This is a genomic window from Amycolatopsis lurida (genome assembly GCF_900105055.1).
GTDB lineage: Bacteria > Actinomycetota > Actinomycetes > Mycobacteriales > Pseudonocardiaceae > Amycolatopsis > Amycolatopsis lurida.
The window spans coordinates 157,609-184,410 of record NZ_FNTA01000003.1 but is presented as its reverse complement, the minus strand read 5'-3'; the positions used below and the strand labels follow the sequence as shown (position 1 = coordinate 184,410).

Here is a 26,802-nt window from a genome sequence, read left to right as displayed (position 1 = left end):
TCGCCGGTACCGGACCCGACAGCGGCAAGGTCGATCCCCCGCCCAGTCCGTGAAGGCCTCCTTGAGGAACCTAGAGTCCCTCAAGGAGGCCTTCACGGACTGGGTCATCGCCACGTGCGCCCCTCCAGGAACCGGAAAGTGCCCAAGACAACGGCACTTACCACGTACGAGACCGGCAGGCCGCTAAGTTGGCCCCGTGCAGCTGAACGCGCTCCTCACCGGCCAGCCCTCGGAAGTCCTCACCCGCACCCTCCAGCTCTCCCGCGCCGAGCGGAAAGCCCTCATCCCCGAACTCCTGGCCGCGTTCAAGGACAGCAGCGAGTTCATCGAGATCGAGCCCAACACCTACGGCGTCCGCAACCCGCTCAGGGGTCAGCAAGCCGCCACCGCGCTCTGGGCCGTCCTCCCCGCAAGCGACCCCCTGCTCCGCAAACTCTGGATCGCCTCACCCACGATCCTCGAACGCGTCCTGCAAGACCGGCCACTCGCCGAACGCAAGACCATCGCCCTTCGCATGATCGGCCACCAGACCGCGTGGGAAGCCATCCGCCGCATGATCCTCGACGGCGACCTCGAACCCATCCGGACACCGGAGTACCACGCCGGCTGGTTCCGCTGGGCCGGACGTTTTCGCGGCGAACCCCTGGCCCAGCGGCTCCGGACCGAACCGGAAGCCCTCACCGAACTCTGGGAACTGCTCGCGATAGAAGGCAACGGAGACGCCAGCTTCGCCGCCTTCGACAAGTACGTCCGCGACGAGGACAAGTGGTCGACCGCGCTGCTCGAACTCACCGAGACCGGCGAAATCGACCGAACCAGACTGCTCGACCTCACCCTCGACATCCTCGCCCGCGACTTCGCCGCCTTCCGTGCCCAGTGGTACGCCGCGCTCCACGAAGCACTCGCCCCAACCCCGGACGAGCGCACGAAGGCACAACACCGCTACGCCCGGCTGTGCGGAAGCGGCCTCCCGCGCACCGTCTCCTTCGCCGTCAAAGCACTGTCCCTTGTGGACAAAAGAGGCACACTCGACGACGAAGTCGCACTCCAGCACCTCCCCGCGGCAGCGGGCGGACGCGGCGCGGCCACCGCCGGACTCGCGCTCAAACTCGCCGGCCGCATCGCCGACCGGCGGCCCGAACTCAGCGATCTCGCCGACGAGGTCTTCGAAGCGGCACTCACCCACGAGGCCTCCGGCGTCCGCGCCGTCGCCGTCGCCCGGCTCGGCGTCACCCCCGACGAGGCACCCGCCATCGAGGCCGCCGAATACCCGGAACCCACACGGCCACCGTGGGACCAGCGCAAGACCTTGACCATCCCGCTCGAAATCCCCGACACCCCGGCCGCGGTCGCGGAAGCCCTCTCCTCCCTGCTGGCCGACCCTGACCAGGCCGACCTTCTCCTGGCAGCTCTCGAAGGCGCCCACCGTGTCGCGGGCGAACTCCAGGACGCCCTCAAACCACTGGTGAAACGCGCCACCAGAATCACCGACCAGAGGTACAGCGCGGCCGTGCCGAAGATGATCGCCACCCTCGTCCTCGGCCTCACCGGCCGCGACGTGACGCACCCGCCCGAGGTCGACGGCTGGCGACGCCCGCTCCACCACCGGGTCACCGCCCTGCTCGAAGGCACCGCCACCCCCGTCTCCGCTGCCACCCACCAAGGCGGCTGGCTCGATCCCGTCGTGTTCGTCTCCCGCATGCTCGACCACCCCGACGCGGCGGAAGACGACGTGGTCGACGCCCTCCTCCGGCTCGCTCCGGACACCCGGCCAGCAGCTCTCGCGCTCGCCTCGGAACTCACCGGGCCGTATGCCGACAGCATCCGCTATGCCATCGGCGGACCGCCCATCGAAGAAGCCGGCTGGATCGCCCTAGCCGCCGCCCGCGCCCGGCACCCGAGATCCGCCGACCCCGCCGCCGCGCTCCGCGGCGAACCCGGACCGCCGCTTGCCTGGACGGCGACAACCGGTCTCGACGACTACGGCCTCACCTCATTGGACATCCGACCGGCCCCGGAAGCGGTCTCTCCGAAAGCTCCCTGGCTGGGCATACTTTTCGAGGGCCCGGCCCCCGAGTGGCTCGGCTTCACCGAATGCCATGAAGCGGTCGCCTCGCCTTACGACCGGGACCACTTGGAAGCCGCCGTCGCCGAAAACCTGTTCTCCAACGACACCGAATTCGGCCATCCCGTGGAGAAGGCCGCACTGCCCCCGATCCTGGACAGCCCCTCGATCCCGGGCTTCCCCGGCACGATGCTCCTAGCAATCACCCTCGCGCTGAAACGCCCCACCGCCGTACAGCTGGGCACGGACGCCGTGCTGACTCTTCTCGACCGCCGATTGCTCGGCCCCCGGGCGCTCGGCGCGGCATTGGGAACGCTCGGCCCCACTCTCGTCGCGACCCGGCTGGCTCCACGGCTGTCGATCATCGCGAACGAACATCCCGTGGCAGTTCTGTCCACACTGGACACTTTGCTGCCGAAGCTGGAGCACTCCCATCGCGGTGTCTTCGCGCTCCTGGAACTCGCCGCGGACCTCGTCGAACGCGGGGCCGGCACGATCAGCGCCGAAACGAAGGATTGGCTGGCGGGTTTCAAAGGCAGTTCGAAAGCGGCGAAGGCGGCGTCACGGCTCCGCCGATGACATCCGGGCTGCCAGGACGTGCGAACACGGGCCCCGGGTCTCCTGGTGCTTGGCCCACCACGCACACGTGCACCCGGCCGGGGAAAGCCGGACGCGCTGCACAGAAGCGCCGCGCGTGATCTCGTAGCCACCGCCGGGCAACAAGCGGACAGCTCCGGCGGCGACGAGCTCGCGGGCCTTCGCCAGACGGCCGTTCGCCGGAGCGTTCCCGCTCGGGAGTTCGCGCGGAAACCACGTGCCGTCGACGACGTCGTGACCGGCGCGACCATGGACCGGCTCCGGTGCTTCGAGACCGGCGGCAAGCGAGTTCAGCCAGCCGCCTTCTCCCGAAAAGCCACGAGACGGCTCCGGGGACAGCGTGACAGTGAATCGCGCGCGTTCCAGCCGCAGCACCCAGGTCGCGACCTCGCTGTCCGGTCGCGTGTAGACGGTCAACCCTTGGGCGAACCGGATCAGCGGCTCGATCACTCGCAGCCGATGCAGTCCGGTCGCCGGAATCGAGTCGCGCCCCGGCCGCGACGTCATCCTGAGCCCGCGGCCGGACACAACTGCCCACGACCTGCCGACAACGGTCGGAATCCGCCTCAGGAAGTTCCGTGTCTCCGCCTTGTCCAGGTTCGCCTTCTCCACCGCGCCCTTCGTGACAGCGGCGACTTCGGCGAACCCCGCCACCCACCGATCCGGCAGCGGCACCTGCGACTCGTCGTTCTGCCCGTCAAGCGTGCGGAGGCGGATTCCCTCACCACGAACGGTCAGATGCAGAGGGTCTTGGGCCACGACCCCTGCGAGGACAGTCCGCGTCGCGTCGGACAGGTCGACGTTCGTACAGCCTTCGCCGAGATCTCCCACGTCCGGCAGGTCGAGCCTGGCGTACACGCCGCAACATGGAGAAAAGGCCTCCGCACGCAGCGTCGTCCCGTCCGCGGTGAACACCGGATCGGACTCGGCGATGAGCCGGTTCACCATGGACGGTGGCATCCAGAACCGGATGCGGGCGACCTTCCCCAGCACGAGCAGCGACTGGGCCGCCTGTGCCCCGGGTTCCAGAAAACCCTCGAAGAGCACAGGCGTCCGAACGTCCTCTTCGGCCTGTTCCAGCAAGACCTCGGTGATCACCGGGAAACCCTAACCAGGAGGTTCGACAGTCTCTGCGGGTTTTTTCGAATCGGTTGAAATGATCTTGTTCGACGCCAAGTCGAATAGGGCGTTATACACCTCTACACGGCAAGGGCGTCGACGGCAGGCCCCGGCGCGGGTTTCGGGGCCTGCCGTCGCCCTCCCCCACCCGGAGGCTCGACCCGTATGAGGTGCCCCCTCCCCTGGGTTCGGCCTACCGGGCAGATCTCCAGCCGGCCCCCACGTCCGGGACCGGGCGCTGATATTCGGCGACCAAGCCGGGATGGGTGATCGTGACCCCCTCACGGAAGGATGCCCGCTCCTCCCGGTGGCAGGTCCGTCCCGCCGCATAGCCGATTCCCAAGCCCAGTGGCAGCAGTGCGAGTTCGGCGATCTGGATCCAGTTGGCGAACATCGGCCCTCCCCTTGTCCGGCCACTTCATCTCGCTCGATTCTATTCGCCAGCTATGCTCAACTGATGCGTCTATTCGTGTACTATTCGCGCTCTAGCGCTGCGTGGGAGTAGCATGATCACGCACCGAGCAGCAGCTCCGCTTCGCCTCGACCCCGCGAAAGAAGATCATGCCCACGTCGCCGCCTCATCACGGCTCCGACCGCGTCCGGCTCGCCACGAGACTCCGCGAGCTCCGGGCGGCCACCGGCCTGTCCGGCAATCAGTTCGCCAAAAGCCTGGGCTGGCCCCAATCACGAGTGTCCAAGATCGAAACCGGCGTCCAGTTCCCGACCGGTGACGACATCACCGACTGGCTCACCGCGGCGGACGCCGACGATCAAAAGGACTCGATTCGCGAACTGCTCAAACGTGCCCGAGTGGAATCGGTGTCGTTCCTTGACGAGTTCCGCAAGCCGGGCGGAGCCGCCACCAAACAGCGGTCCGTCCTCGCACTCGAGCAGCGCGCGAGCCGTGTCGCCACGTTTCAACCGGCACTGCTTCCCGGACTGGTGCAGACACCCGGCTTCATGCGGGAATTGCTCGCACTCCCCTCCGGTCCGGTACGCACGGGAGGCGCCGCGGAGGCCGACATCGAACGCATGGTGGCCATTCGGATCGAACGGCAAGCACAACTGCACGACCCCGGCAAGGCGTTGCCGCTGGTGATCGGCGAGGCCGCCCTCTGGATCCGGATAGGTGACCTCGACACTCAGCTCGGCCAGCTGGACCGGCTCCAGTCACTGGCCGGCCTGCGCACTGTCGACCTGCGGATCCTTCCGTTCAACAAGGCCATGCCGATCGCCCCGCTGCACGGATTCCGCATCTACGACGCCGAACTCGTCGTGGTGGAACTGTTCGCAGGCGAGCACTTGATCAGGGATCCGGAGGAGATCGCCTTGTACGAGCACATGTTCGGCACGCTGCACACCGAAGCGCTGTCCGGTGACGCGGCGGCCCGGCTGATCCAGAGCGTGTCACGACGACTGGCCGAGGACGCCTGACTCGATCACCCGGCGGCCAGGCACGTCCCGCACTCCGCGTGCGACCGTTCCAAGCTGGTCACGAAACTGTGGTCCATTGTCGCGAGGCTGAAGCCGTACTGACAGTTCAGCGCGAGCTTCGGCGCGTTGGTGATCAGGCGCATCACCGCGTGTGCGACCAGATTGCCCGCGACACCGGCTGTCACCGCATTGGCCGCGTGCGCCGGGATGCTCGCGGCCGGACGCCACGTCGCCAGCGGCGGCCGCGCCGCGTCGCGATCACGCTCGGCGAGCCGTGCGCACTCGTAGCACGGCCCCGCGCCCGGGCGGTAGACACCCAGGTTGACCTGCGGGCCGTGGTAACCCCCGTACACCCAGGGCGTGCCGGTCGCGGCGCACGCCTGGTTGGTCCAGGTCCGGATCTCCGGGGGATGATCGGCGGTCATGATCAAGACGTCACAGCCGGCGGCCAGCCTCCGCAGCGAAGCCGCGTTTTCGATCCGCGTCGGCTCCCCGGTGACCTCGACGTCCGAATTGGCCGCACGCAACCTTTCCACCGCCACGTCCACCTTCGGCAGCCCCAGATGTTCTTCGGTGTAAAGGATCTGGCGGCCCAGATTGGAAAGCTCGACCAAGTCGGGTTCGACACAGTGCAGCCGCCCCACCCCGGACATGACCAGGCTCAAGGCCGCCGTGCACCCGACGCCGCCCACACCGACCAGCACGACCCGCGCCCGGGCCAGGAGGACCTGGAAGTCCCAGCTCGACGTTCTTCGTGTCAGATCGATCCACCGGTACAGCGACCTGCTTCTCGAATGACGTTCGAGTTGCCGCTCGGTCAGCGCGATACAAGTCGGCTCGTCGGCGTTCTCGACATACCCGAGTTCGGCGAGCTTTTCGATGGCGTCGGTGACGTCTTCGGGAGAGGTGCCGGGAATCAGACGAGCCAGGTCGGCGACGACCTGGCTCACTGTTCGAGTTCCGTCGAGGAGTTCCAGTAACGCCCACACGGCACCGTCCGAGTCCCTCAACTCGGCGGCGATGCCGAACACCTCCCCGCCGATCCGGATCCAACCGTCGCCGAACCGGACCGGGCGATGTTCGTCTTTGATACGTGGACGCACCGGAACCCCTCCTCGGTCAACCGTTGTCTCCGCTGTAGACGTGGCGGATCGCGTCAGCACGCTCCACCATCACGATCTCGATCATCGCCGGACACCCCCTCTCCCCCGACCAGCCGGGAGCGAGCCGGACAACCGCGGCCTCACCCATCGCGTCCGCCTCCCTCCCGTGTTTCGACCCGCCCGGTGGCGAGTTCAGCTCTACAATGTAGAGTGCCCTGATGTAGAGGGCTTAAATGTAGAGCTATACATTCACTACCGTCTACTGGCACACTCTGCGCTATACGGGTGATACTGGGGTCACTTTCCGTGACGAAACACTGAGGAGGTGGTCAGTTCGTGGGCACGCTGACCCCCACCGCCATCAAGCGCTGGATCGCGCTCGAGATGAAGCGCCTCCGGGAAGCGGCGGGCTACGACCGGGCCGCCGCGGCCGAGCGCATCGGCAAGGCCACGACGGTCATCGCACATATCGAAACCTCGCGAAATCTGCCGGCACCCGCCGACCTGGAAGTTCTGCTCGATTACTACGGGGTGCCCGAGCGGGCGCCGTTCTTCCGTGACCTGATCAAACGGGCGAAACGCGGGCGGGATTGGTGGATCAACTTCGACCACGGGGTATTCGAGTGGTTCAACCTCTATTTGGGCCTGGAAACCGGTGCCGCCCGGATCAGCACCGTCGACCTGGTCGTACTGCCCGGTTTGTTCCAGACCCGCGACTACGCGCTCGCCATCATGCGAGAAGGTCGACGCTGGAACAACAAGGCCGAACTCGAGACCATGGTCGATTTGCGGATGGCGCGCCAAGAAATATTGGACCGCCCTGGGGATGCACCGCATATCTGGTCGATCCTGGACGAGAGCGTCCTGCGCCGCCAGGTAGGCGGACCGGCGGTCATGCGTGATCAGCTGGAGCACTTGATGGAGCTGTCGGAACGGCCGAACATCGACATTCAAGTGCTTCCCTTCACCGCGGGCGCCCACGGCGCCTCGGACGGCATGTTCATTCTTTTGGACTACCCGTCCGAATTCGGCGGTGATCCAGGAACCGTGTACGTCGAGAATCGACGCGAAGGCCTCTATTACGAGGACAACGAAGACCTGCGTCGGTTTCGCAGTACATTCGAACGACTACAGGCACAAGCGGAGCATCCTGGGCGGACACGGTCTTTCATTCAAAACTTGGCAAGGGAACTCAATGAACAATGATTCTTCTCGTCCCACCCTGCTCGGCCTTTCCGGCTGGTGGAAATCGAGCTACAGCGCCGGTTCGGCCGGTTGCGTCGAAGTCAACGACTCCGTAAAGGGCTACGTGGGCGTGCGCGATTCGAAGCTCGGCGAGAACAGCCCCGTCCTTGTTTTCGAACCGCACGAGATCAAGGCCTTCGTTCTCGGCGCGAAGAACGGCGAGTTCGACCACCTGCTCACCTGACCGGTCGTGGTCCGCCCCACGCGGGCGGACCACGACTCTCGTTCGAGAATCAGGACCCGGCCTGACGTCGGCGATAGGCGCGCTGCTGGCAAGCCCTCGAGCAGTAGTCCCGAGGCCTGCCCCGCCCTCCCCCGTTCAGCGGCTTGCCACAGGAGACACACTCTCCCCCGCCAGTTTCGTCACGCATTACCTCACGCTCTTGGCTTTCGATCAACGCCTGCACGCCGTCGAGGGTGCGTTGCAGCCCGAATTCGAACTGATCGAGCGGCGCGTCCATTCCCCCGTGCTGCCACAGGCGTTCCAAGGCCGGATAGCGGTCCAACCGCTCGAAGAGCGACTCGCGTTCGCTCCACCAGCGCTCATGGGACACGCCGGTACGCCGCTGAAGTTCCGCGGTCTCCCCCGCCTGACGCGCGACGGAATCCACGAATCCGCCCACCAGGTTCACCACCGCGATCACCTGCGCCGGCGCCAGACCGGTCCGTGAGGCCACGTCCAGCGCGTGGTCGTATCCGGCCATGATGTTCGGCCCGGGCAGACGGCGGGTCCCGCCACTGTGGACCAGCCACGGGTGACGGCGATGCATCTCCCATGCCCGCCGCGCCCAGCGTTCGAGGCCGGCTCGCCAGCCGAGCCCCTCCGAAGACTCCATCGGAAACCTGCCGTACACGGCGTCGCGCATGAGTTCGACCAACTCCGCCTTGCCGGGGACGTACCGGTAGAGCGACATGGTGGTGGTGCCGAACCGTTCCGCGACCTTGCGCATCGACAGGGCGGCCAGCCCTTCCGCGTCCGCGACTTCGACGGCCGCCGCGACGATCCGGCCGAGGTTCAACCCTGGCCGCTCCGGCTCGGGTGTCCCCCACAGCAGCTCGATCGCACGCTCCGGATCCGGCTGCGCGTCGTCTTCCACCACCCGTCACTCCCTTGACGCTTGTCACTCGTCCGTGTTTAGCTGATAAACCTCAGTATATCCTATAAACCTCCCATAGGAGCGCTTCAGCATGCCTGAAATCAGGTTCTTCGTGTCCACCAAGGGTCGAGACGACTGGGACGGCTCCACCGACCGGCCGTTCGCCACCCCGAAAGCTGCCCAGAAGGCCGTCCGCGCCGTCACCGCCGGAATGACCGGTGACGTCATCGTCACCTTCAGCGCAGGTGTCCACCACCTCGCGGAACCCCTTGTCTTCGACGACGCGCTGGGTGACTCCGGTTCGAACGGCTTTCGCGTGATCTACCAGGCGGAGGGCTACGGAACACCGGAGCAGGCGAAGGTCGAACTGAGCGGCGGCCGCGAAATCACCGGATGGACGGAGGGCGACGACGGCGTCTGGACGGCGCCCATCGGCGACCTCGCGCCTCGGCGGCTCACCGTGGACGGCCGGCCTGCCGCCCGCGCGGCCCGCGCCGAGGGCCTCCCGGGAAACGTGACGAAAACAGCGACTGGTTACGTCACGGACAGCGCGGAGCCGCAATCGTGGCCGGACCCATCCGGCCTGGAGTTCGTGTACCCCGGCGTCTACCCGTGGTCCGAAGCCCGGCTCGCGGTCACCGCGATCACCGGTGACGCCGGCTCCACCACCATCACCCTGGCTCAGCCCGCGTTCGACCACGCCAAATCCCTCTACGACTCCAAGTGGTACGGCGCGGGCGGAGACGGCACCTGGGACGGTCTCGCCGCGCCTTCGGTACTTGAGAACAACGTGGCCTTCCTGACCGGACCAGGAACCTTCGCCGTCAGCCGTACCGATCGGGACGGCCACGTGCTGCACTACCGTCCGCGCCCCGGCGAGGAGGTCGGCAAGAGCGGAGTCATCGCCCCGGTGCTCGAGACGCTCATCAGCGGACGACACGTGCACGACATCGTGTTGCGTGGCTTCACCTTCGCCGACGCGGCCTGGTCCGGCCCCACCCGCACCGGCGGCTACCTGCACTATCACGGCAACGCCCGCTACGAGCGGGGCGAATTCCAGAAGATCGACCTCGGTGCCGACGTGGGCTATGTCCATGTGCCGGCGGAGCCGGTCCAACTGCCCGCCAACGTCGATCTCACGTCGGCCTGCCGGGTCACCTTGGAGGGCAACCACTTCACCCGGCTCGGCGCGGGAGCACTCCTGATCGAAGCCGGCACCGACATCGACATCCGGGCGAATGTCTTCGACGAGATCTCGGGCAGCGGGATCGCCGTCCACTCCGCGACCCGGGTCTCCATCGAGGACAACCTCGTCCACCACGTCGGCACCGAGTACCGCGGCTCCCCCGCAGTCCTCGTCGTCGAGTCCGAAGAGACCACCGTGGCCCACAACGAGATCCACGACGTCCCGCACAACGGCATCGTGATCACCGGCGGCGAGAAGGCCAAGGCCACCCAGGTGATCTCGAACCTCGTCGAACGCAGCATGGGGAAGCTGATGGACGGCGGCGGGATCTACCTGTCGGCCCCGCAAGGCTCGTCGTTCGCGAGTGGGGCGCTGGTCCGCGGGAACGTGATCCGCGACGTCCTCACCTCGTACAACTTCGGGCTGTACGCCGACTACGGCGCGGCGTGGATCACCGTCCTCGGCAACATCGTCTGCCGGGCCGACACCCCGATCGTGCTCCAGGTGGGTCCGCCGATGGAGAACGTCGCCTTCGTCGGCAACTTCTGGGATGTCCGTCCCGACGGCTACGAAACCCCGCCGGAGACGGTGATCGCGGCCGGGAACACCGTGCTGCCGAAGGAAAGTTTCGACGAAGCCGGCCGAGCCCATCCTGCGGCCGCCGACATCCTCGCGCGAGCGGGACGCCGCGGTCTGGAACGATGATCACCGTTCCTGCCGGGCATCAGTCCGGCAGGAACGGCTCCGGCCACGATCCCCCGAGGAGACACCCGCCATGCCCACCCTGTCCACGGAAGCCCCCGGGGGCCGCCGGCACCTCGCGCGGATCGCGACCGAGGTGCTCGCTCCCTGGGTCTGGGTGCTCGGTCTCCCGCTGGTCGTCGCCTGGAAGGTCACCGGCCACCACCTCGGCGAGACCGCGCTGTGGGGACTCGTCGTCGGCGTCTCCGGCTCGCTGATCCCGATGGCGGTGATCGTGCGCGGCGCCCGGAAAGGCAAGTGGGACAGCCACCACGTCACCGACCGCGCCGGACGGCTCGTCCCGTTCGCGGTCTGCATCGGCTCGCTTGCCGCCGGCTTCGCCGTGCTGATCGCGGGTGACGCGCCCCACGAGATGGTCGCGCTCGCGGCCGCCGAGCTCGTCTGTCTGGTCGCCGCCCTCGCGATCACCTTCGGGCTGAAGTTCAAGATCTCGATGCATGCGATAGTGGCGGCGGGGGCGGCCGTGATGCTCATCCGCGTCTACGGCCCCTGGCTCGCACTGCTGTTCCTTCCCGTGGGCTGGGTCTGCTGGTCCCGCGTCGAACTCGGTGATCACAGCAAGGCCGAGGTCATGGTCGGAACGGCCGCCGGGGTTGTCGTCGGCGGCGGTGTTTACTTGTTTCTTGAAGCGGTTTTGGCTTAAGCCACGCCGTATAGGCCGTTATACACTCGGGTCGAGCCGCCGGATGCCTTCGGTGAGTTCGGCGATGTCGGCCGCGGCGGCGAAGCTCAGTCGCAGGAAGGGACCCGCCGGCTCGGTGGCGAAGAATCGCTCCCCCGCCCCGACCACGACTCCTCGCTCGCGTGCAGTGCGGGCGAGCTCGTTCGGGTCGCTCCCCGCCGGTAGCCGCACCCACAGGTGCAGGCCGCCCTCGGGGAGCCTTGCGATGGTCCACTCAGGACACTTCGCAGCCAGCGCCGCGGCCGCTTTCGCGCATCGTTCGCGGAGTTCGGCTCCGAGTCTCCGGACGTGCCGTTCCCAGGATGGTGCGCTGAGCAGTTCGAGGGCGGCTTCCTGCAGTGGACGGGCGACGAAGAAGTCGTCGACCTGCCGGATCGCCTTCATCCGGTCGAGGACCGGCCCCCGCGCGATCAGTGCGCCGATCCGAAGGCTCGGCGCGCTGGCCTTGGTCACCGACGTGAGGTGGACGACCGTGCCGTCGCGATCGTCGGTGATCAGCGGACGTGGTGTGGTCGCCCCATGGGAGAGATGCCGGGCGAAGTCGTCCTCCAGGACGAACGCGCCCGCCGCCCGGGCGACGTCCAGTACTCGCGTGCGCCGTTCGGCCGCGAGCACCGTGCCGGTCGGGTTGTGGAAAGTGGGCTGGCAGTAGAAGAGCCTGGCGCCCGTCATCGCGAATGCCTCGGCCAGCAGATCGGGACGGACCCCTTCGTCGTCGAGCGGAACCGGCACCGGCCGGAGGCCCGCCGCCCGAGCGGCGGCGAGCGCTCCCGGGTAGGTCGGCGATTCGACGAGGACCGGACTTCCGGGCGCCGCGATCGCCCGGAACGCCATGGACAGCCCACTCTGCCCGCCCGCGGTGATCAGGACGTCGTCCGGCGACGCACCGGCAGGCCCCGCGAACACCGACCTCAGCGCGGTCAGCCCGGCGGCCGGCGCGCGATCCCAGGCGTCCGGGCGGCGGCCCGCCCGCGCCAGCGCCGCGCCCAGGAAGCGACTCGCTTGCAGGGATCGGTGCGGATAGCCGCCGTCGAGAAGGATCGCGTCCTCCGGTGCGGGACCGAGGGCGCCGGTGAGGGAGGTGGTGTCGACGCTGCGGTCGGTGAGCGCGACCGTCTGCCACGCCGTGTCGAGCGGCTCGCCTGCCCCTGTCGGCTTCTTCGCCACGTACGTCCCGCTCCCGGGGCGGGTCACGACGATGCCTTCCGCCGCCAGCAGGGCTATCGCACGGGAGACCGTGCCCGGGCCGACCCGATAGCGCTCGATGAGCTCCCGGCTGCTGGGCAACCTCTCCCCCGCGGCCGCCGTGCGGACAAATAAACGCAGCTGGGCGACGAGTGCGGAAGTGCTACTATCTGACATGACGCAACATGATAGTGCTACTGGCTCATCGGTGGAATCACTACTGGACGTCCGGGCCCTGCGAGCCGATACCCCGGGCACCGAGAAGGTCGTCCACTTCAACAACGCGGGCTGCGGACTGCTGGCGAAGCCGGTACTCGCGACGATGCTCGATCACCTGAATCTCGAAGCCGAAATCGGCGGCTACGAAGCCGCCGCCGCCCGTTCGGCCGAGGTCGAAGGCTTCTACCGTGAAATCGCCGCGCTCATCAACGCGAGGCCCCGCAACATCGCCTTCGCGGCGAGTGCCACCCACGCCTACTCCACGGCGTTGTCGTCGATCCGGTTCGAACCCGGCGACGTCGTGCTCACCACTCGCAACGACTTCATCTCCAACCAGATCGCGTTCCTGTCGCTGCGGAAGCGGTTCAGCGTGGAGGTCGTGCACGCGCCGGACTCGCGGGAAGGCGGTGTGGACGTCGAAGCGATGGCGGCTCTGATGCGCACGAGGAAGCCGAAGCTGGTCGCCGCCACGCATATCCCGACCAACTCGGGCCTCGTCCAGCCGGTCGCCGAGATCGGGCGGCATTGCCGGGAGCTCGGCCTGCTCTACCTGGTCGACGCCTGCCAGTCGATCGGCCAATACCCCATCGACGTCGAAGAGATCGGCGCCGACCTGCTCACCTCGACGTGCCGTAAATTCCTGCGCGGGCCGCGAGGTTCGGGCTTCTTGTACGTCTCCGACAGGTTCCTCGACGCCGGCCATGAGCCGTTGTTCATCGACATGCACGGTGCCCGCTGGAGCGCCCCCGGCGCGTACGAACCCGCGAAGTCCGCTTCCCGGTTCGAAGAATGGGAATTCCCCTACGCCACCGTGCTCGGCTGCGCCGCCGCCGCGAGATACGCCCGTGAGGTCGGTTTGGAGGCGATCTCACGGCGCACTCCCGCGCTCGCGGCAAGGCTGCGGGACGGACTCGGCGCCATCCCGGGCGTCGAAGTGCTCGACCGGGGCCCGGAACTGGGCGCGCTGGTGACGTTCTCCATCAAGGGCTGGCAAGCGGTGCCCTTCAAGGAGGCGATGGACGCCCGCCGGATCAATTCGGCGCTCAGCTACCGGGAGTTCGCGCAGTTCGACTTCGGAGACAAGAACGTCGACTGGTGCCTGCGGCTGAGCCCGCACTACTACAACACCGAACGGGAGGTGGACGACGTGGCCGCAGCCGTCGCCGAACTGGCCGTCTGAGCGCGGTTCCTCCGCCTGGACACCGGGGGTGTCCAGGCGGAGGAACCGTCAGGAGGTCAGGCGCCCGCGAGGCCGCGCCGCTTCAGGAGCGGCTCGATCTCCGGGTCGCGGCCGCGGAACGCGCGGAAGGCCGCCATCGGGTCGACGCTGCCGCCCCGGCCGAGGAGTTCACGGCGGAAGTGGTCGCCGTTCTCCCTGGTGAGCCCGCCGTTCTCGCGGAACCACTGGACCGTGTCGGCGTCGAGGACCTCGCTCCAGATGTAGGAGTAGTACCCGGCGCTGTAGCCGCCGCTGAAGATGTGCGCGAAGTAGGTGGTCCGGTAGCGCGGCGGCACGGCTTCCAGCGCGACACCGGCCTTGGTCAGCGCCTCGGCCTCGAATCGCTGGACGTCCTCGACGTTGTCCTCGGTGCCCAGCGCGTGCCACGCCTGGTCGAGAAGCGACGCCGCGAGGTACTCGGTGGTCGAGAAGCCTTCGCCGTACTGCTGCGACGCCAGGAGCTTGTCGATCTGCTCCTGCGGAAGCGGCTCACCGGTCACGTGGTGCTTGGCGTAGTTGGCCAGCACCTCGGGCCAGAGCATCCACATCTCGTTGACCTGCGAGGGGTATTCGACGAAGTCACGCGGGACGTTGGTGCCCGAGAACATCGGGTATTCGACATCCGAAAGCAGCGAGTGCAGTGCGTGCCCGAACTCGTGGAACGCGGTGACGACCTCGTCGAAGGTCAGCAGGGTCGGCTCCCCCGCCGGCGGCTTGGCGACGTTGAGCACGTTCACCACGACCGTCTTCGTGCCCAGCAGCCTCGTCTGGTCGACGAAGTTGTTCATCCAGGCGCCGCCGCGCTTCGAGTCGCGGGCGTAGTAGTCGAGCAGGAACAGGCCGAGTTCCGAGCCGTCGGCGTCGAAGACCTCGAAGGTCCGGACCTCGGGGTGGTACTTCGGCAGGTCTTCCCGCTCGGTGAAGCTCAGGCCGTACAGCTTGGACGCGGCGAAGAAGACGCCGTCGGTCAGCACGCGGTTCAGCTCGAAGTACGGGCGCAGCGCCGCGGTGTCGACCTCGAACCGGTCCTTGCGGACGCGTTCGGCGTAGAACGCCCAGTCCCACGGCCGCAGGATCGCGCCGGGGATGTCGGCTTCGAGGTACCGCTGCAGCTCTTCGGCCTCCGCTTTGGCGTTGGCGACCGCGACGGGCGCGAGCCGCTCCAGGAGACCGACAGCGGCCTCGGCGGTCTTCGCGGTCTCGTCCTCGATGACGTACGACGCGTGGTCCGGGAAGCCGAGCACGGCGGCCCGTTCGGCGCGCAACCGGACCAGCTGGGCCACGATCTCGTTGTTGTCGAACTCGTTGCCCCGGTTGCCGCGAGAGACCGATGCGGTGAAGATCCGCTCGCGCAGCGCGCGGTCTTCCAGCGAAGCCAGCGCGGCCTGCGCGGTCGGCAGGGTCAGCTTGAGGACGTACTTGCCCTCCTCGCCTGCGGTTTCGGCGGCCGTCGCGATCTCGTCCTCGCCGAGACCCGCGAGTTGCGCGACGTCGTCGACGACCACGGCCAGTTCGTTGGTGTCCTTGAGCAGGTTCTGCTGGAACCGGGTCGACAGCGTCGAAATCTGTTCGTTCAGCTCACGCAGGCGCTTCTGGTCGGCTTCGGGAAGCCCTGCGCCGGCGCGGCGCACGTCGGTGTGGTGCCGCTCCAGCAGGCGCAGCGACTCGGTGTCGAGGCCGAGTTCGTCCCTGCGCTCGAACAGGGAGTTGATCCTGGCGAACAGCGCGGGGTTCAGGTTGATGGCGTCGGCGTGCGCGGCCAGCCGCGGTGCCATCTCGGCCTGCACGCGCTGGATCTCGTCGTTCGCGTTCGACCCGGCGAGGTTGAAGAACACGCTGGAGACGCGGGACAGCAACCTGCCGGATTTCTCGAGCGCGACGATGGTGTTCTCGAACGTCGGCGGCTCGGCAGAGCCGGCGATTTCCTCGATTTCGGCGGCGTGCTCGGCCAAGCCCGCTTCGAAGGCGGGAAGGAAGTGTTCGTCGGCGATCCGGTCGAACGGCGGAAGGGCGTAGGGCAGCTCACTCGGCGCGGCGAACGGGTTGTCCTGCGAAATCATCGGTGTTGCTCCCGGGTCGTCGAATCTGCTGGTCTGGCCACCTTACGGGCAGCGAGGGGCCGGTGGATGCCGTCCGTGGCGGTGACGCCACCACGGCGGTGGTCACGCTCCGGTGGTACCGCCCACCACCGCGTCGGAGCTGCGTTTTCCCTTGCCTCGTTTGGCTTTGGCCTTCGGTTCGGGTGGGGCGACACCGGCCAGGTCGCCGCCGTTGTCGTTGACGCGCAACACGAACGGACGAGTCTCGGTGTACCGGACGACCGAAACCGACGCCGGATCGACCACGATCCGCTGGAAGGAATCGAGATGCTGGCCGAGCGCGTCGGCGAGGATCGCCTTGATCACATCGCCATGGCTGCATAAGAGCCATACCGCGTTCTCCCCGTACTTCGCGGTGATCCTCGCGTCGTGCGCGCGAACGGCGGCGACCGCCCGCGCCTGCATCTCGGCGAGCCCTTCCCCGCCGGGGAAGACCGCGGCCGAGGGATGCGCCTGCACGACGCGCCACAGAGGTTCCTTGAACAGATCCTTGAGCGCGCGCCCGGTCCATTCGCCGTAGTCCACTTCGGACAAACCGGGCTCTTTGAGCTTCTCCAGACCGCGCGCCTCGGCCAGCTTCGCGACCGTCTGGCGGCAGCGGAGCATCGGCGACACCACCAGCTCGGCGAGGGGGACCGGCGCCAGGCGCTCGACGAGCGCGGCCGCCTGCGCCCGGCCGGTGTCGTCCAGGCCGACCTTGGGCGTGCGCCCGGCCAGGACGCCCGAACCGTTCGCCGTGGACTTGCCGTGGCGCAAAAGGATCACAGTACTCACGTGGCCCACCCTACGTGTCGTGCTTTGCCCACTCCCGCGTTTCGTCCTCTGGATGCGCGGGATCAGATGTGCGGACCCGCGCCGGGGTCCAGGACACCGGTGAAGATCAGCACGAACAGCAGGACACCGAGCACGAGCCGGTAGATCACGAACGGCACGAAGCTCTTGGTCTTGATGTAGGACATCAGCCAGGCGATGACGGCGTACCCGACACCGAACGCGACCAGCGTCGCCAGGATCGTCGGCCCCCACTGCGCCGGGGCACCGTCCTTGCCGATGTCGGTCAGCTTGTACAGCCCCGAGCCGAACACCGCGGGCAGCGCCAGGAGGAACGAGTACTCCGCCGCCTCCGCACGGGTGTAGCCGAGCAGCAACCCGGCGCTGGTCGTGCCACCGGAGCGGGAGACGCCCGGGATCAGCGCCAGCGCCTGGGCGAACCCGAAGCCGAGGCCGTGGGGCACCGTCAGGTGGTCGAGGGTGCGCTGCTGCTTCCCGATGCGGTCGGCCACCAGCAGGATCAGGCCGAACACGATCAGTGTGGTCGCGGTGATCCGCAGGTCACGGAAGGTTTCGTCGATGGCGTCCTGCAACAGCAGGCCCAGCACCACGATCGGCAGCGAGCCGACGATGATCAGCCATCCCAGCCGGGCGTCGGGGTCCTGGCGCCAGTCCTTCTTGTAGATGGAGAAGAACCAGGCGCGGAGGATCTTCCCGATCTTGGCCGAGAAGTACAGGATGACCGCGAGTTCGGTACCGATCTGGGTCACCGCGGTGAATGCGGCGCCGGGGTCGTCCCAGCCGGCGAGTGCGGCGGTGATCCGCAGGTGCGCGCTGGAGGAGATCGGCAAGAACTCGGTCAGGCCCTGGACGAGACCCAGGACCAGCGCTTCGAACCAGCCCATCAGGCGACACCGGCCGTTTCGATCGCCTCGGCCGCGACCTCGAGGGCGCGTGCGGAGCCCTCCGCGTCCGGCATGGCGGGCGCGACGGTCAGCGTCGTGGCGCCGGCCTCGGCGAAGGCCTGCATCCGTTCGGCGATGCGCTCCTTGGGGCCCAGCAGCGACGTCGCGTCGATGAACTCCAGCGGGACGGCCGCCATGGCGCCCTCGTAATCCCTGCCCAGGTACTTCTGCTGGACGTCGGCGGCTTCGCGCTCGAAGCCCATCCGGCAGGCGAGCTGGTTGTAGAAGTTCTTCTCCCGGCTGCCCATCCCGCCGATGTACAGCGCCGCGTACCCGCGGACCGCGTCGGCGCAGGCCTTCCAGTCTTCGCCGACCACGAGCGGGACGGACGGGACGACGTCGAAGCCGTCGAGCGAGCGCCCGGCCTGGTCCGCCCCGGCCTTGATGAGCTTCAGCTGCTCACCGGCGTGCTCTGGCGAGAAGAACACCGGCAGCCAGCCGTTCGCGATCTCACCGGTCAGTTCGAGGTTCTTCGGGCCGATGGCGGCCAGGTACACCGGGATCTCTTCGCGGACGGGGTGCACGGTCAGGGTCAGCGCCTTGCCGGGACCGCCGGGCAGGGGCAGCTGGAAGTGGTCGCCGTCGTACCGGACCCGCTCACGGCTCAGCGCCTTGCGGACGATCTCGACGTATTCGCGGGTGCGGCCGAGCGGTGCCGCGAACTTCACGCCGTGCCAGCCCTCCGAGACCTGCGGGCCGGAAACACCCAGGCCGAGCCGGAACCGGCCGCCCGAAAGCGTGTCCAGGGTCGCGGCGGTCATCGCGGTCATCGCCGGCGTCCGCGCGGGGATCTGGAGCACCGCGCTGCCCACATCGATCCGTGAGGTCTGCGCCGCCACCCACGAGAGCACTGTCGGCGCGTCCGACCCGTAGGCCTCCGCGGCCCAGACGACCGCGTAGTCCAGTTCGTCCGCCTTCTTCGCCAATGCCAGGTTGGCCGCGTCGTTCCCCGCGCCCCAATAGCCCAAGTTCAGTCCGAGTCGCACGGCGTGAATGTATCCACCGGAGAGTCACTCCTCCGTTCAGGGTGTTGACACCGCGATGACCCGCACGGTGGTACTCGATCACGACACGCTCACCTGCTCCGCGTCCAGCACTTGCCTTCCGGCTAGGCTCGCCCGTCGTGGAAAAGCGACAGCTCGGCCGGTCGGGACTTCGGGTCTCGCGGATGGCCCTCGGGACCATGACGTGGGGTGGCGACACCGACTCGGAGGAGGCGGCCAGCCAGCTGGTCGCGTTCGTCGACGCCGGGGGCACCCTGGTCGACACCGCCGACATCTACGGCGAGGGCGAGAGCGAACGCGTCCTCGGGGCGCTGCTCGGCGACCTCGTTCCCCGGGACGACATCGTGCTCGCGACCAAGGCCGTCGCCCGCCGCGCCGACGGCCCGTTCGGTGGCGGTGCCTCGCGCGGCGCGCTCTTGAGCGCGCTCGACGGCTCGCTGCGACGGCTCGGCACCGACCACATCGACCTGTGGCAGCTGCACGCGTGGGACACCACCGTGCCGGTCGACGAGACCCTCGCCACCCTCGAGTACGCCGTGACCAGCGGCAAGGTCCGCTACGTCGGCGTCTCCAACTACTCGGGCTGGCAGCTCGCGACCGCCGCGGCCCGCAGTTCCGCCGTCGCTCCGCTGGTCTCGACGCAGGTCGAGTACTCGCTGCTGGAGCGCGGCGTCGATCGGGAGGTCGTCCCGGCCGCGGAGCACCACGGCATCGGGCTCCTGCCGTGGGCACCGCTCGGCCGGGGCGTGCTCACCGGCAAATACCGCAGCGGGACACCCGCCGATTCGCGCGGCGCTTCGAGTGTTTTCGCCGGCTATGTCGAACATCACCGGACCGATCGCGCGGCCCGGATCGTGCAGGCGGTCGCGACGGCCGCCGACGGCCTCGGGACCTCGCCGCTGGCCGTCGCGCTGGCCTGGGTCCGAGACCGGCCCGGCGTGGTCGCACCCGTGGTCGGAGCCCGTGACACCGGTCAGCTGACCGGTTCGCTCACGGCCGAGGAGATCACGCTCCCGCCCGCCATCCGGTCGGCGCTCGACGACGTCAGCGCGATCGAGGTCGGATACCCGGAACGCGGCCTGTGAGCCGTCTCGAATACTGGATCAGGTGACTGTTGGGTGACGCGGACGTGACGTGGTGGAGTTCCTGGAGGATGCTGGACAGGTCCGTACGACGAGTAGCAGGTGGAGGCACCAACGTGGGTCGGCTGTCCGCCGTTTCCCGGATCGCGATCCCGCTCGCCGGTGTCCTGGTGCTCTCGTCCTGTAGCGCGGACGACACGCCGAACGACACCTTGCAGATCGTGCAGAACCCCGTCGCGGCGACCGCGGCGGTCTCCCCCGCGGTGACGGTCAAGCCCGCGGGGGCGGTGTTCGCGACGGCGGGCGTGAAAGCGCTGGTGACCGACGAGGCGAGCAAGACGCTGGTCGTCGCGGTTTCGGAGCCGCCTTCGCTGCGGATCTACGATCTCGCCGCCCTTGACGCCCCCAAGACGACCGTGGCGTTGCCCGGACCCGCCGAGCGGCTCACCGTGTCCCGATCCCAGGTGCTCGCCAGCGTCCCTGACAAGAGCCTGCTGGTGAAGGTCTCGCTGCCCGGCGGCGCGCTGGAGACTGTCCCCGTCGCGGGACAGCCCTCCGCCGGTCTCGCCGACGGTGACGCGACGCTGGTCTCGGTGCGGGACCGCAAGGCCGTCGAGGTGCTGGCGAAGAACGCGGGACCGAGGACCATCACCGGCCAGATCTACAGCGCCGACGACGTGCTGAACACCGGCGACGGCGTGGTCGTGCTCGACAAGCTCCGCACCGCCCTGTTCGCCGTCGACCTCGCCGAAGGCAAGATAGGCGAGGGCCTCCGGGCGGGCGACGGCGCGGCCAACGCCGTCACCGACGATCTCGGACGTGTCTTCGTCACCGATGCTCGGGCGGGGGCGCTGCTGGCGTTCTCCACAACGCCGTTGCTGCTGCGCCAGCGCTATCCCGTACCCGGCGGGGTGTACGGCATCGCCTACGACCGCACCCGCGGCCTCGCCTGGGTCACGCTCACCGAACGCAACGAGGTCGTCGGGTTCGACGTCCGCGGCGGAGAACCGATCGAGAAGCACCGGTTCCCGACCGTGCGGCAGCCAGATTCGGTCACCGTCGACGAGCAGGGCGGCCGTGTGGTCGTCGGCTCGGCCATCGGAGAAGGGATCCAGGTGATCACGCCATGACAGTGGTGGACGAGGCGGTGGTCGAAGGGGATTGGGAGTACCGGCGGTTGCAGCTTCCGCCCGGTGTTTCCCGGCGTGCGGCGGCGACACAGCTGTCGATCCACGCCGAGTTCGCCGGCTGGGAGCTCTCGACCGTCCGGCTCTACTCCGATGGGACGCGGAGGGTGTGGTTGCGCCGCAAGCGCACCGCCACTCCCCTGCCCGGCCTCATCACTTGAGCTGAACGGCGCCGCGCGCACGGGGGTCGTGAGTGATAAAGAGCGTTAGAACGACACTTACCACTCACGACGCGCGAGGTGCGACGAAGAGCCCCTTCATCACTTGAACACCCGGCCGAGCCACTCGGCCCAGAGCTTGTCCTGTTCCGCGGAGTCGACATCGCCGAACAGGTGATGCATCGCGCACATCGGCCCGGTGAAGCCGCGGACGAACCTCAGTAGGGCGTCCGCGGTCCGGATCCCGACCGTCTGCGCGTTCGTGAAGTAGACCTCGCCGTCCACAGTGGACACCGGCCCGGTGGAGAGGCGGACCCGGTCGCCTGTCTGCGGGCGCCCGGCGAGGCCGAGTTCACGGCCGAGCGTCAGCCACGCACTGTCCCAGTCCTCGATCATCGGCCCGAACACCGTCACCGGCACCGCTTTCCGGCCGGTGAACCGGTTGAGGTACTCGACGAGGGTGCGGAGGAACAGCTCGCCGCCCGCGGTCATCGCCTCGAACTCGTCTTCCCAGTCGTCGCCGGGCAGGAAACCGCTCGTCACGGTCCGCAGCACGGTACTGCCGCCGGACCGGCCCTCGATGAGGAACTCGTAGGCGACGAAGCGCCCGTCCGGCGCGGGTTCCGTGCCGTAGACGAGCCGTTCCAGCGGGTCCCACGACGTGATCGCCGAGGTGGGTTCGAAGCCGCCGAAAGCGGTCTTCACGGTGCCGCCGACGCCTCCGTCGACCTCGTTGCGCCCCATGAACCAGGACGTGATCCCCGGCCCGGTCGCGATGGCGTCCCAGACCTGTTCCGGGGTCGCGTCGACCTCGACGCGGTCGGTGATCTCGAATTCGCGGCCCATTCAGCGCTCCTAGGGCTCGGTGCGGACGCTCGGGTGGACGGCGACGACGATCCGGTGATCTCGGCCCTGTTCGGCGCCTTCGTCGTGGTACTTGCTCACCAGGTTCGTGATCGCGACGGTCAGCTCTTCGGCGAACGCGGCCCGGTCCGCGGCGGAAGAAAACCGCACCTCGCCGTCGATCGCGAAGGTCGCGACCCGTTTGCGCGCCTTGGTCGATCCGGTGATCAGCAGGCCGACGTCGCGCACCAGCCTGCCCGCCACGGCGAGCAGCCACCGTGCGGACAGACGGTCCGGTGACTGGGCCGGATCGGGTTGCACGGCCGAGAGCGCCGTCGGCGAGATGACGTACGACGACGCCGTCGCGCGCATCATGCGCTCGGTGACGTTGCCCTTCCGCCGCTCCTCGACGAGCTCGACCAGTCCGTGCTTCTCCAGCGCGCGAAGGTGGTAGTTCACCTTCTGTCTCGGCAGGTCCACCCGCCCGGCCAGCATCGTGGCCGATGCCGGTTCGGCGAGTTCGGCGAGCAGCCTGGCCCGGACCGGATCCAGCGACACTTCGGCCGCTTCCGCGTCCTCGATCACCGCAACGGAGAACATGTCGAAACGGTGCCACCGAAAACAGATTTTGTCAAGAAAGTCAGGATTGTCGGCGAGCATGGTTCGCCAGCGCCAGAAGGCGGGGAATCACCTGCGGAGCCGCCTCGAGCGGCACGACATGCCCGACTCCGGGCAGCACCACGGCCGTACCGTTCTCCACCGCGCCCGCCAGCTCCTCGACGTCCGCCGTCGGCACTAGCTTGTCGCGCTCCCCCACGATCGCCGTCACCGGCACCCCCCCGACCTGCGACAACGCCGACTCCCGGGTGTAGGCGTCCAGCGCGGGGCGGAACGCGGACACCGTCTGTGGCCAGTTGCCGCGGATCATCCGCACGGTCAGCTCGACGTCGGCGGGCACCGGGTCGTCGCCGAAAAGCCACCACCGCAGCCCGGCGGTCACCGCCTTGCTCGTATGCTCCCGCACCAGGCCGATCAGCTTCGTCCCGAAGACGATCTCCAGGTCCCGCCCGAGTTTCCCGAGCGCGTTCGGCCAGATCGCGTCCGGTGTGACGCCGCCCGCCGACATGGCGAGCAATCCGAGTCCCGCCACCCGCGCCGCGAAGACGTCCGGATGGCGCTGGGCGAGCGACAGGATCGCGAGCCCGCCCATGTCATGGCCGACCAGGACCACCTTGCCGTCGGGGACCACTCTGTCCAGAACTTCGGCCAGATCGTCGGCGAGTTTCCCCATGGTCGCCGACGAGGCCCGGACCTCACCGGATTCTCCGTGGCCACGCTGGTCGTAGGCCACTACGGCCAGCGATTCCTCCGGGGACGCCTCGGCCAGCACCGGCGCGATGGCACGCCAGCTTCGCCTGTCGAGGGCGTACCCGTGCAGGAGGACCACGGTCACCGGCGCCGACGGATCACCCCAGCGGTCGAAATGCAGGGGTGTCCCATCGGCGGCCAGCAGACCGGGCATCAGGCAGAGCGGAGGAAGCGGTCGAGCACCCGCACGCCGAACTTCAGCGCGTCGACCGGGACACGCTCGTCGACCCCGTGGAACAGCGCGGAGAAGTCGAGGTCCGCGGGCAGTTTCAGCGGGGCGAACCCGAAGTTGCGGATCCCGAGCGACTGGAACGATTTCGCGTCGGTGCCGCCGGAAAGCATGTACGGGAGCGTGCGGGCGCCGGGGTCCTCGGCGAGGACCGCGTTGGTCATCGCGTCGACCAGGGCGCCGTCAAAGGTCGTCTCGACCGGCGGCAGCTCCATCCACTCCTTCTCGATGTCCGGCCCGAGGATCTCCTCCAGTTCGGCGTTGAACGCTTCGAGCCTGCCGGGAAGGATCCGGCAATCGACCGAAGCCTCCGCGACGGACGGGATGACGTTCGACTTGTAGCCCGCGGTGAGCATCGTCGGGTTCGCCGTGTCGCGCAGGGTCGCGCCGATCATTCGGGAGATGTTGCCGAGTTTCGCGACGGAACCCTCGATGTCGTCCTCGGGGAAGTCCCAGCCGGTGATCTCGGTGACGCCGTCCAGGAACTCGCGGACGGAGTCGGTCATCACCAGCGGGAAGCGGTGGTTGCCGAGCCTGGCGACGGCCTCGGACAGCTTCGTGACGGCGTTGTCGCGGTGGATCATCGAGCCGTGACCAGCGGTGCCGCGCACCCGCAGCTTCATCCAGCGGATGCCCTTTTCCGCCGTCTCGATGAGATACGCGCGGACGTTGTCCTTCAGCGTGATCGAGAAGCCGCCGACCTCGCTGATCGCCTCGGTGACGCCTTCGAACAGCTCGGGCCGGTTCTCGACCAGCCACTGCGCGCCGTACTTGCCGCCCGCCTCTTCGTCGGCGAGGAACGCGAAAACCAGGTCGCGCGGCGGAACGATGCCGTTGATCTTGTAGTGGCGGGCCAGCGCGAGCGCCATGCCGCACATGTCCTTCATGTCCACCGCGCCGCGACCCCAGACGTAGTCGTCCTGGATCGCGCCGGAGAACGGGTGCACCGACCACTCCGAGGCGTCGGCGGGAACGGCGTCGAGATGACCGTGAATCAGGAGCGCGCCGCGCGACGGGTCCGCGCCCGGCAGCCGGACGATCACGTTGTGGCGGTCCTTGCCGCCGGACTCGACGTAGGTGATCTCGTAGCCCGCGTCGGTGAGCTTCTCGGCGACGTACTCCGCGGCGGCGCGTTCACCGACCAGCGTGTCGGGGTCGCCCGTGTTGGTGGTGTCGATGCGGATCAGTTCACTGGTGAGGGTGACTGCCTCTTCGGCGGCTGCTTCGATCAAATTCGGTTCGGTCACCAGGCATTCCTACCATTGGCGGAGCCGGCCGACCCGCTGCCGCCGCGTGGTGGACGGGGTGTGAAGACCCACTTCCCCGTCATCTGTCGTGAATGGGCGGCCACTCGAACGCATCTCTCGAGGAACGAGCGCCTCAAGGAACGCCGGACACGCGCCGCACGAGAGGCTGAATGGGCCGACCAGGTGGCGCACCCTTATGACTACGCGTAGTCGGCGTGCGCGGGCCCCGGTTTGATGTTGTGGTTGCCCGCGAAGACGTTCTCCGGATCCCAACGGCGCTTGGTCTCGATCAGGCGCTCGGTGTTGACAGGTGCGTAGACGCGGTGCGTGAACGGATCGTCGACCAGGTCGCGGAAGTTGCCGTAGACGCCGCGGCCGGCATTGATGGCCGACCACTGCTCCTCGATCCGCACGATGTCCTGCGGTCCGGAACCTGGTGGCAGGATGCCGGTGAAGATGGCCAGGGCCTCCGTATCGCGCCAGCCGAACGCTGTCTCGGTGGGGACGACCCGGTTGACGGCTCCGATCATGCTGCGAATGCTCAGGATCGATCCCGGCGCCTGCTCGCTCAACTCGGCGAGGCTCGCGATCACCCCGTCGTCGAGAACGACGAATGCGTTGTGCTCCTCCGACACGACATCGTCGACGTACGCCTCGGGCTCAGGCGCGTCGACGGAGACACTCTCCAGGATGTCCTCCAACGCCTCGGGCTCACCGCCGTCTTCAAGCACCGACACGTAGGGGCGAAGGTCGAAGCTGGTGTGGAGGATTCCGGGGAGCTCCAGCAGCGGGGCGATCGCCGCCCGGGCCTCGTCCTCGTTGTCGCCACCCCAGAGGACGAAGAACTGGCAGTTCGCCGGGGAGCGCCCCTCGGCAGGCATGACGAAGACGGTGGAGTTCAACCGCTCGTCGGCAGCGTGCAGAACGTCGCGCCATCGGCCGAGCAGCTCGGCCATCCCCGTGGCGTCAGACGGCTTGGTCGTCGTGATCGTGCCGTAGTAGACGGTGCCGGGCAGAGGATGGGCCTGGAACGTGAACCGGGTGACGATGCCGAAGTTGCCACCGCCACCGCGGATCGCCCAGAAGAGATCGGCGTGGTGCTCGGCATCGATGGCCAGAACCTGGCCGGACGCGGTGACGATCTCGGCGGCGACCAGGTTGTCCAAGGCCAGACCGTGGCGGCGCACGAGCCATCCGACGCCGCCGGTGAGCGTGAGGCCCCCGACCCCCACCGAGCTGGTGTCCCCAGAACTCAGGGCCAGCCCGTGCGGCCGTAGCGCGTGGGCGACCTGCCCCCAGACCGCGCCACCACCGACATCCACTCGGCCGTCGTCGTGGACCCGAACCTCGTCGAGCGATGTGAGCAGGATCAGCAAATCGCCATCGCTGACAGCGAAGGGTCCGTGCCCACCGCCGCGCACGGACACCGGCAGGCCATGCCTGGTGGCGAAGCTGACCGCCAGGCCGACATCACCCGCTGTGGCAGGACGCACGATCACCGCGGGCGTGGCCACGACCACGTCCTCTGCGACGATCTGGTCGAAGCCGGGGTCTGCGGACACGAGAACGTCCCCCGTGCTCTTGCTCCGCCACGTGGCCAGCTCGGCAGGCGCAATGGAGGCAGAACGATTCATTGTCATGGCGATCGCCCTTTCCGGCTCCGCACGAAGGCGCGCACAAGGTCCATCAGCCAGGCCGAGCATACATTGTAAACATGCCCGTGTCGCGTGCCGTCGGATCCGCCCTGGAAGGTGTGCCTGAACGCTCTTTCGACCAGGGAGTTTCTCGGCACCGTGGGGGACAAACGCGGCGGCGGACACGACGACGACCGACCGTGGCATTGGTCGGGTAACCGCAACACCGTCGACGTTCGACCGCTGCGAGCCACAGGCGTCACAGCAGGAGCGGGACTCCTCGACCCAGTACGTGAACGTCG

The 26,802-nt window shown here is 68.1% G+C and carries 24 protein-coding genes; 10 read left to right on the top strand and 14 right to left on the bottom strand.

Going from position 1 to position 26,802, the window contains the following annotated elements; genetic code table 11:
- The first annotated feature begins 196 nt into the window (after positions 1–196).
- Positions 197–2,644, top strand: coding sequence for a DUF6493 family protein (locus BLW75_RS03235; RefSeq protein ID WP_034318533.1), 2,448 nt, complete (start codon positions 197–199; stop codon positions 2,642–2,644).
- Here the strand turns inward: BLW75_RS03235 and BLW75_RS03230 are convergent.
- On the bottom strand, positions 2,627–3,760 hold the full coding sequence (locus BLW75_RS03230) for an SWIM zinc finger family protein (protein ID WP_034318535.1): 1,134 nt from the start codon (positions 3,758–3,760) through the stop codon (positions 2,627–2,629). The two genes, BLW75_RS03235 and BLW75_RS03230, sit on opposite strands and share 18 nt — an antisense overlap.
- Positions 3,761–3,974: 214 nt before the next feature.
- Positions 3,975–4,175, bottom strand: coding sequence for a hypothetical protein (locus tag BLW75_RS03225; RefSeq protein ID WP_034318537.1), 201 nt, complete (start codon positions 4,173–4,175; stop codon positions 3,975–3,977).
- Between the two features lie 167 nt (positions 4,176–4,342).
- Here BLW75_RS03225 and BLW75_RS03220 point away from each other — a divergent pair, with 167 nt between their 5' ends.
- On the top strand, positions 4,343–5,215 hold the full coding sequence (locus BLW75_RS03220; RefSeq protein ID WP_034318542.1) for a helix-turn-helix domain-containing protein: 873 nt from the start codon (positions 4,343–4,345) through the stop codon (positions 5,213–5,215).
- A gap of 5 nt (positions 5,216–5,220) precedes the next feature.
- On the opposite strand, the gene BLW75_RS03215 is transcribed toward BLW75_RS03220, so the two are convergent.
- A complete protein-coding gene (locus BLW75_RS03215; RefSeq protein ID WP_034318545.1) occupies positions 5,221–6,318 on the bottom strand; it encodes a ThiF family adenylyltransferase in 1,098 nt (365 codons plus the stop codon).
- Between the two features lie 336 nt (positions 6,319–6,654).
- Between BLW75_RS03215 and BLW75_RS03210 the strand changes: the two genes are divergently transcribed.
- The gene (locus tag BLW75_RS03210; protein ID WP_034318547.1) at positions 6,655–7,524 is read left to right on the top strand and encodes a DUF5753 domain-containing protein; all 870 of its coding nucleotides are present in this window, start codon (positions 6,655–6,657) and stop codon (positions 7,522–7,524) included.
- Entirely contained in the window at positions 7,514–7,747 is a 234-nt protein-coding gene (locus BLW75_RS03205; protein WP_034318548.1) for a DUF397 domain-containing protein, read from the top strand. The genes BLW75_RS03210 and BLW75_RS03205 overlap by 11 nt, the downstream gene beginning before the upstream one ends.
- A gap of 49 nt (positions 7,748–7,796) precedes the next feature.
- Here the strand turns inward: BLW75_RS03205 and BLW75_RS03200 are convergent, their stop codons facing one another.
- A complete protein-coding gene (locus BLW75_RS03200) occupies positions 7,797–8,663 on the bottom strand; it encodes a TetR/AcrR family transcriptional regulator (protein ID WP_034318550.1) in 867 nt (288 codons plus the stop codon).
- Between the two features lie 88 nt (positions 8,664–8,751).
- Between BLW75_RS03200 and BLW75_RS03195 the strand changes: the two genes are divergently transcribed.
- Complete coding sequence (locus tag BLW75_RS03195) at positions 8,752–10,551, top strand: right-handed parallel beta-helix repeat-containing protein (RefSeq protein ID WP_034318554.1); 1,800 nt, start codon at positions 8,752–8,754, stop codon at positions 10,549–10,551.
- Between the two features lie 70 nt (positions 10,552–10,621).
- Entirely contained in the window at positions 10,622–11,251 is a 630-nt protein-coding gene (locus BLW75_RS03190; protein ID WP_034318556.1) for a hypothetical protein, read from the top strand.
- A gap of 18 nt (positions 11,252–11,269) precedes the next feature.
- On the opposite strand, the gene BLW75_RS03185 is transcribed toward BLW75_RS03190, so the two are convergent.
- Entirely contained in the window at positions 11,270–12,652 is a 1,383-nt protein-coding gene (locus BLW75_RS03185; RefSeq protein WP_034318559.1) for an aminotransferase-like domain-containing protein, read from the bottom strand.
- Between the two features lie 31 nt (positions 12,653–12,683).
- Here BLW75_RS03185 and BLW75_RS03180 point away from each other — a divergent pair, with 31 nt between their 5' ends.
- On the top strand, positions 12,684–13,874 hold the full coding sequence (locus tag BLW75_RS03180) for an aminotransferase class V-fold PLP-dependent enzyme (RefSeq protein ID WP_241783905.1): 1,191 nt from the start codon (positions 12,684–12,686) through the stop codon (positions 13,872–13,874).
- A gap of 56 nt (positions 13,875–13,930) precedes the next feature.
- Here the strand turns inward: BLW75_RS03180 and BLW75_RS03175 are convergent, their stop codons facing one another.
- From BLW75_RS03175 to BLW75_RS03160, 4 genes are all read right to left on the bottom strand, one after another.
- Entirely contained in the window at positions 13,931–15,973 is a 2,043-nt protein-coding gene (locus tag BLW75_RS03175; RefSeq protein ID WP_034318566.1) for a M3 family metallopeptidase, read from the bottom strand.
- A gap of 102 nt (positions 15,974–16,075) precedes the next feature.
- Positions 16,076–16,786 carry a histidine phosphatase family protein gene (locus BLW75_RS03170; RefSeq protein ID WP_034318705.1) on the bottom strand — a complete coding sequence of 237 codons (711 nt, stop codon included), beginning with the start codon at positions 16,784–16,786 and terminating at the stop codon, positions 16,076–16,078.
- Positions 16,787–16,848: 62 nt separating this feature from the next.
- Positions 16,849–17,688 (bottom strand): undecaprenyl-diphosphate phosphatase, encoded by an 840-nt coding sequence (locus tag BLW75_RS03165; RefSeq protein ID WP_034318569.1) that lies wholly within the window; start codon positions 17,686–17,688, stop codon positions 16,849–16,851.
- On the bottom strand, positions 17,688–18,734 hold the full coding sequence (locus BLW75_RS03160) for an LLM class F420-dependent oxidoreductase (RefSeq protein ID WP_034318572.1): 1,047 nt from the start codon (positions 18,732–18,734) through the stop codon (positions 17,688–17,690). The genes BLW75_RS03165 and BLW75_RS03160 overlap by 1 nt, the downstream gene beginning before the upstream one ends.
- Positions 18,735–18,871: 137 nt before the next feature.
- Here BLW75_RS03160 and BLW75_RS03155 point away from each other — a divergent pair, with 137 nt between their 5' ends.
- From BLW75_RS03155 to BLW75_RS03145, 3 genes are all read left to right on the top strand, one after another.
- Positions 18,872–19,837 carry an aldo/keto reductase gene (locus tag BLW75_RS03155; protein ID WP_034318575.1) on the top strand — a complete coding sequence of 322 codons (966 nt, stop codon included), beginning with the start codon at positions 18,872–18,874 and terminating at the stop codon, positions 19,835–19,837.
- Between the two features lie 113 nt (positions 19,838–19,950).
- Positions 19,951–20,964, top strand: a complete 1,014-nt coding sequence (locus tag BLW75_RS03150; protein ID WP_034318578.1) for a YncE family protein — start codon at positions 19,951–19,953, stop codon at positions 20,962–20,964.
- Positions 20,961–21,182, top strand: coding sequence for a DUF5703 family protein (locus tag BLW75_RS03145; protein ID WP_016334446.1), 222 nt, complete (start codon positions 20,961–20,963; stop codon positions 21,180–21,182). The genes BLW75_RS03150 and BLW75_RS03145 overlap by 4 nt, the downstream gene beginning before the upstream one ends.
- 99 nt (positions 21,183–21,281) lie before the next feature.
- On the opposite strand, the gene BLW75_RS03140 is transcribed toward BLW75_RS03145, so the two are convergent.
- From BLW75_RS03140 to BLW75_RS03120, 5 genes are all read right to left on the bottom strand, one after another.
- Positions 21,282–22,025 carry an SRPBCC family protein gene (locus BLW75_RS03140; RefSeq protein ID WP_034318581.1) on the bottom strand — a complete coding sequence of 248 codons (744 nt, stop codon included), beginning with the start codon at positions 22,023–22,025 and terminating at the stop codon, positions 21,282–21,284.
- A 9-nt stretch (positions 22,026–22,034) separates the two neighbouring features.
- Positions 22,035–22,622, bottom strand: coding sequence for an ArsR/SmtB family transcription factor (locus tag BLW75_RS03135; RefSeq protein WP_034318707.1), 588 nt, complete (start codon positions 22,620–22,622; stop codon positions 22,035–22,037).
- A 40-nt stretch (positions 22,623–22,662) separates the two neighbouring features.
- The gene (locus BLW75_RS03130) at positions 22,663–23,544 is read right to left on the bottom strand and encodes an alpha/beta fold hydrolase (RefSeq protein WP_034318583.1); all 882 of its coding nucleotides are present in this window, start codon (positions 23,542–23,544) and stop codon (positions 22,663–22,665) included.
- Complete coding sequence (locus BLW75_RS03125; RefSeq protein ID WP_034318586.1) at positions 23,544–24,866, bottom strand: M20/M25/M40 family metallo-hydrolase; 1,323 nt, start codon at positions 24,864–24,866, stop codon at positions 23,544–23,546. Before BLW75_RS03125 ends, BLW75_RS03130 begins: the two co-directional genes overlap by 1 nt.
- Positions 24,867–25,066: 200 nt before the next feature.
- The gene (locus BLW75_RS03120) at positions 25,067–26,569 is read right to left on the bottom strand and encodes an FAD-binding oxidoreductase (RefSeq protein ID WP_158005408.1); all 1,503 of its coding nucleotides are present in this window, start codon (positions 26,567–26,569) and stop codon (positions 25,067–25,069) included.
- Positions 26,570–26,802 lie beyond the last annotated feature (233 nt).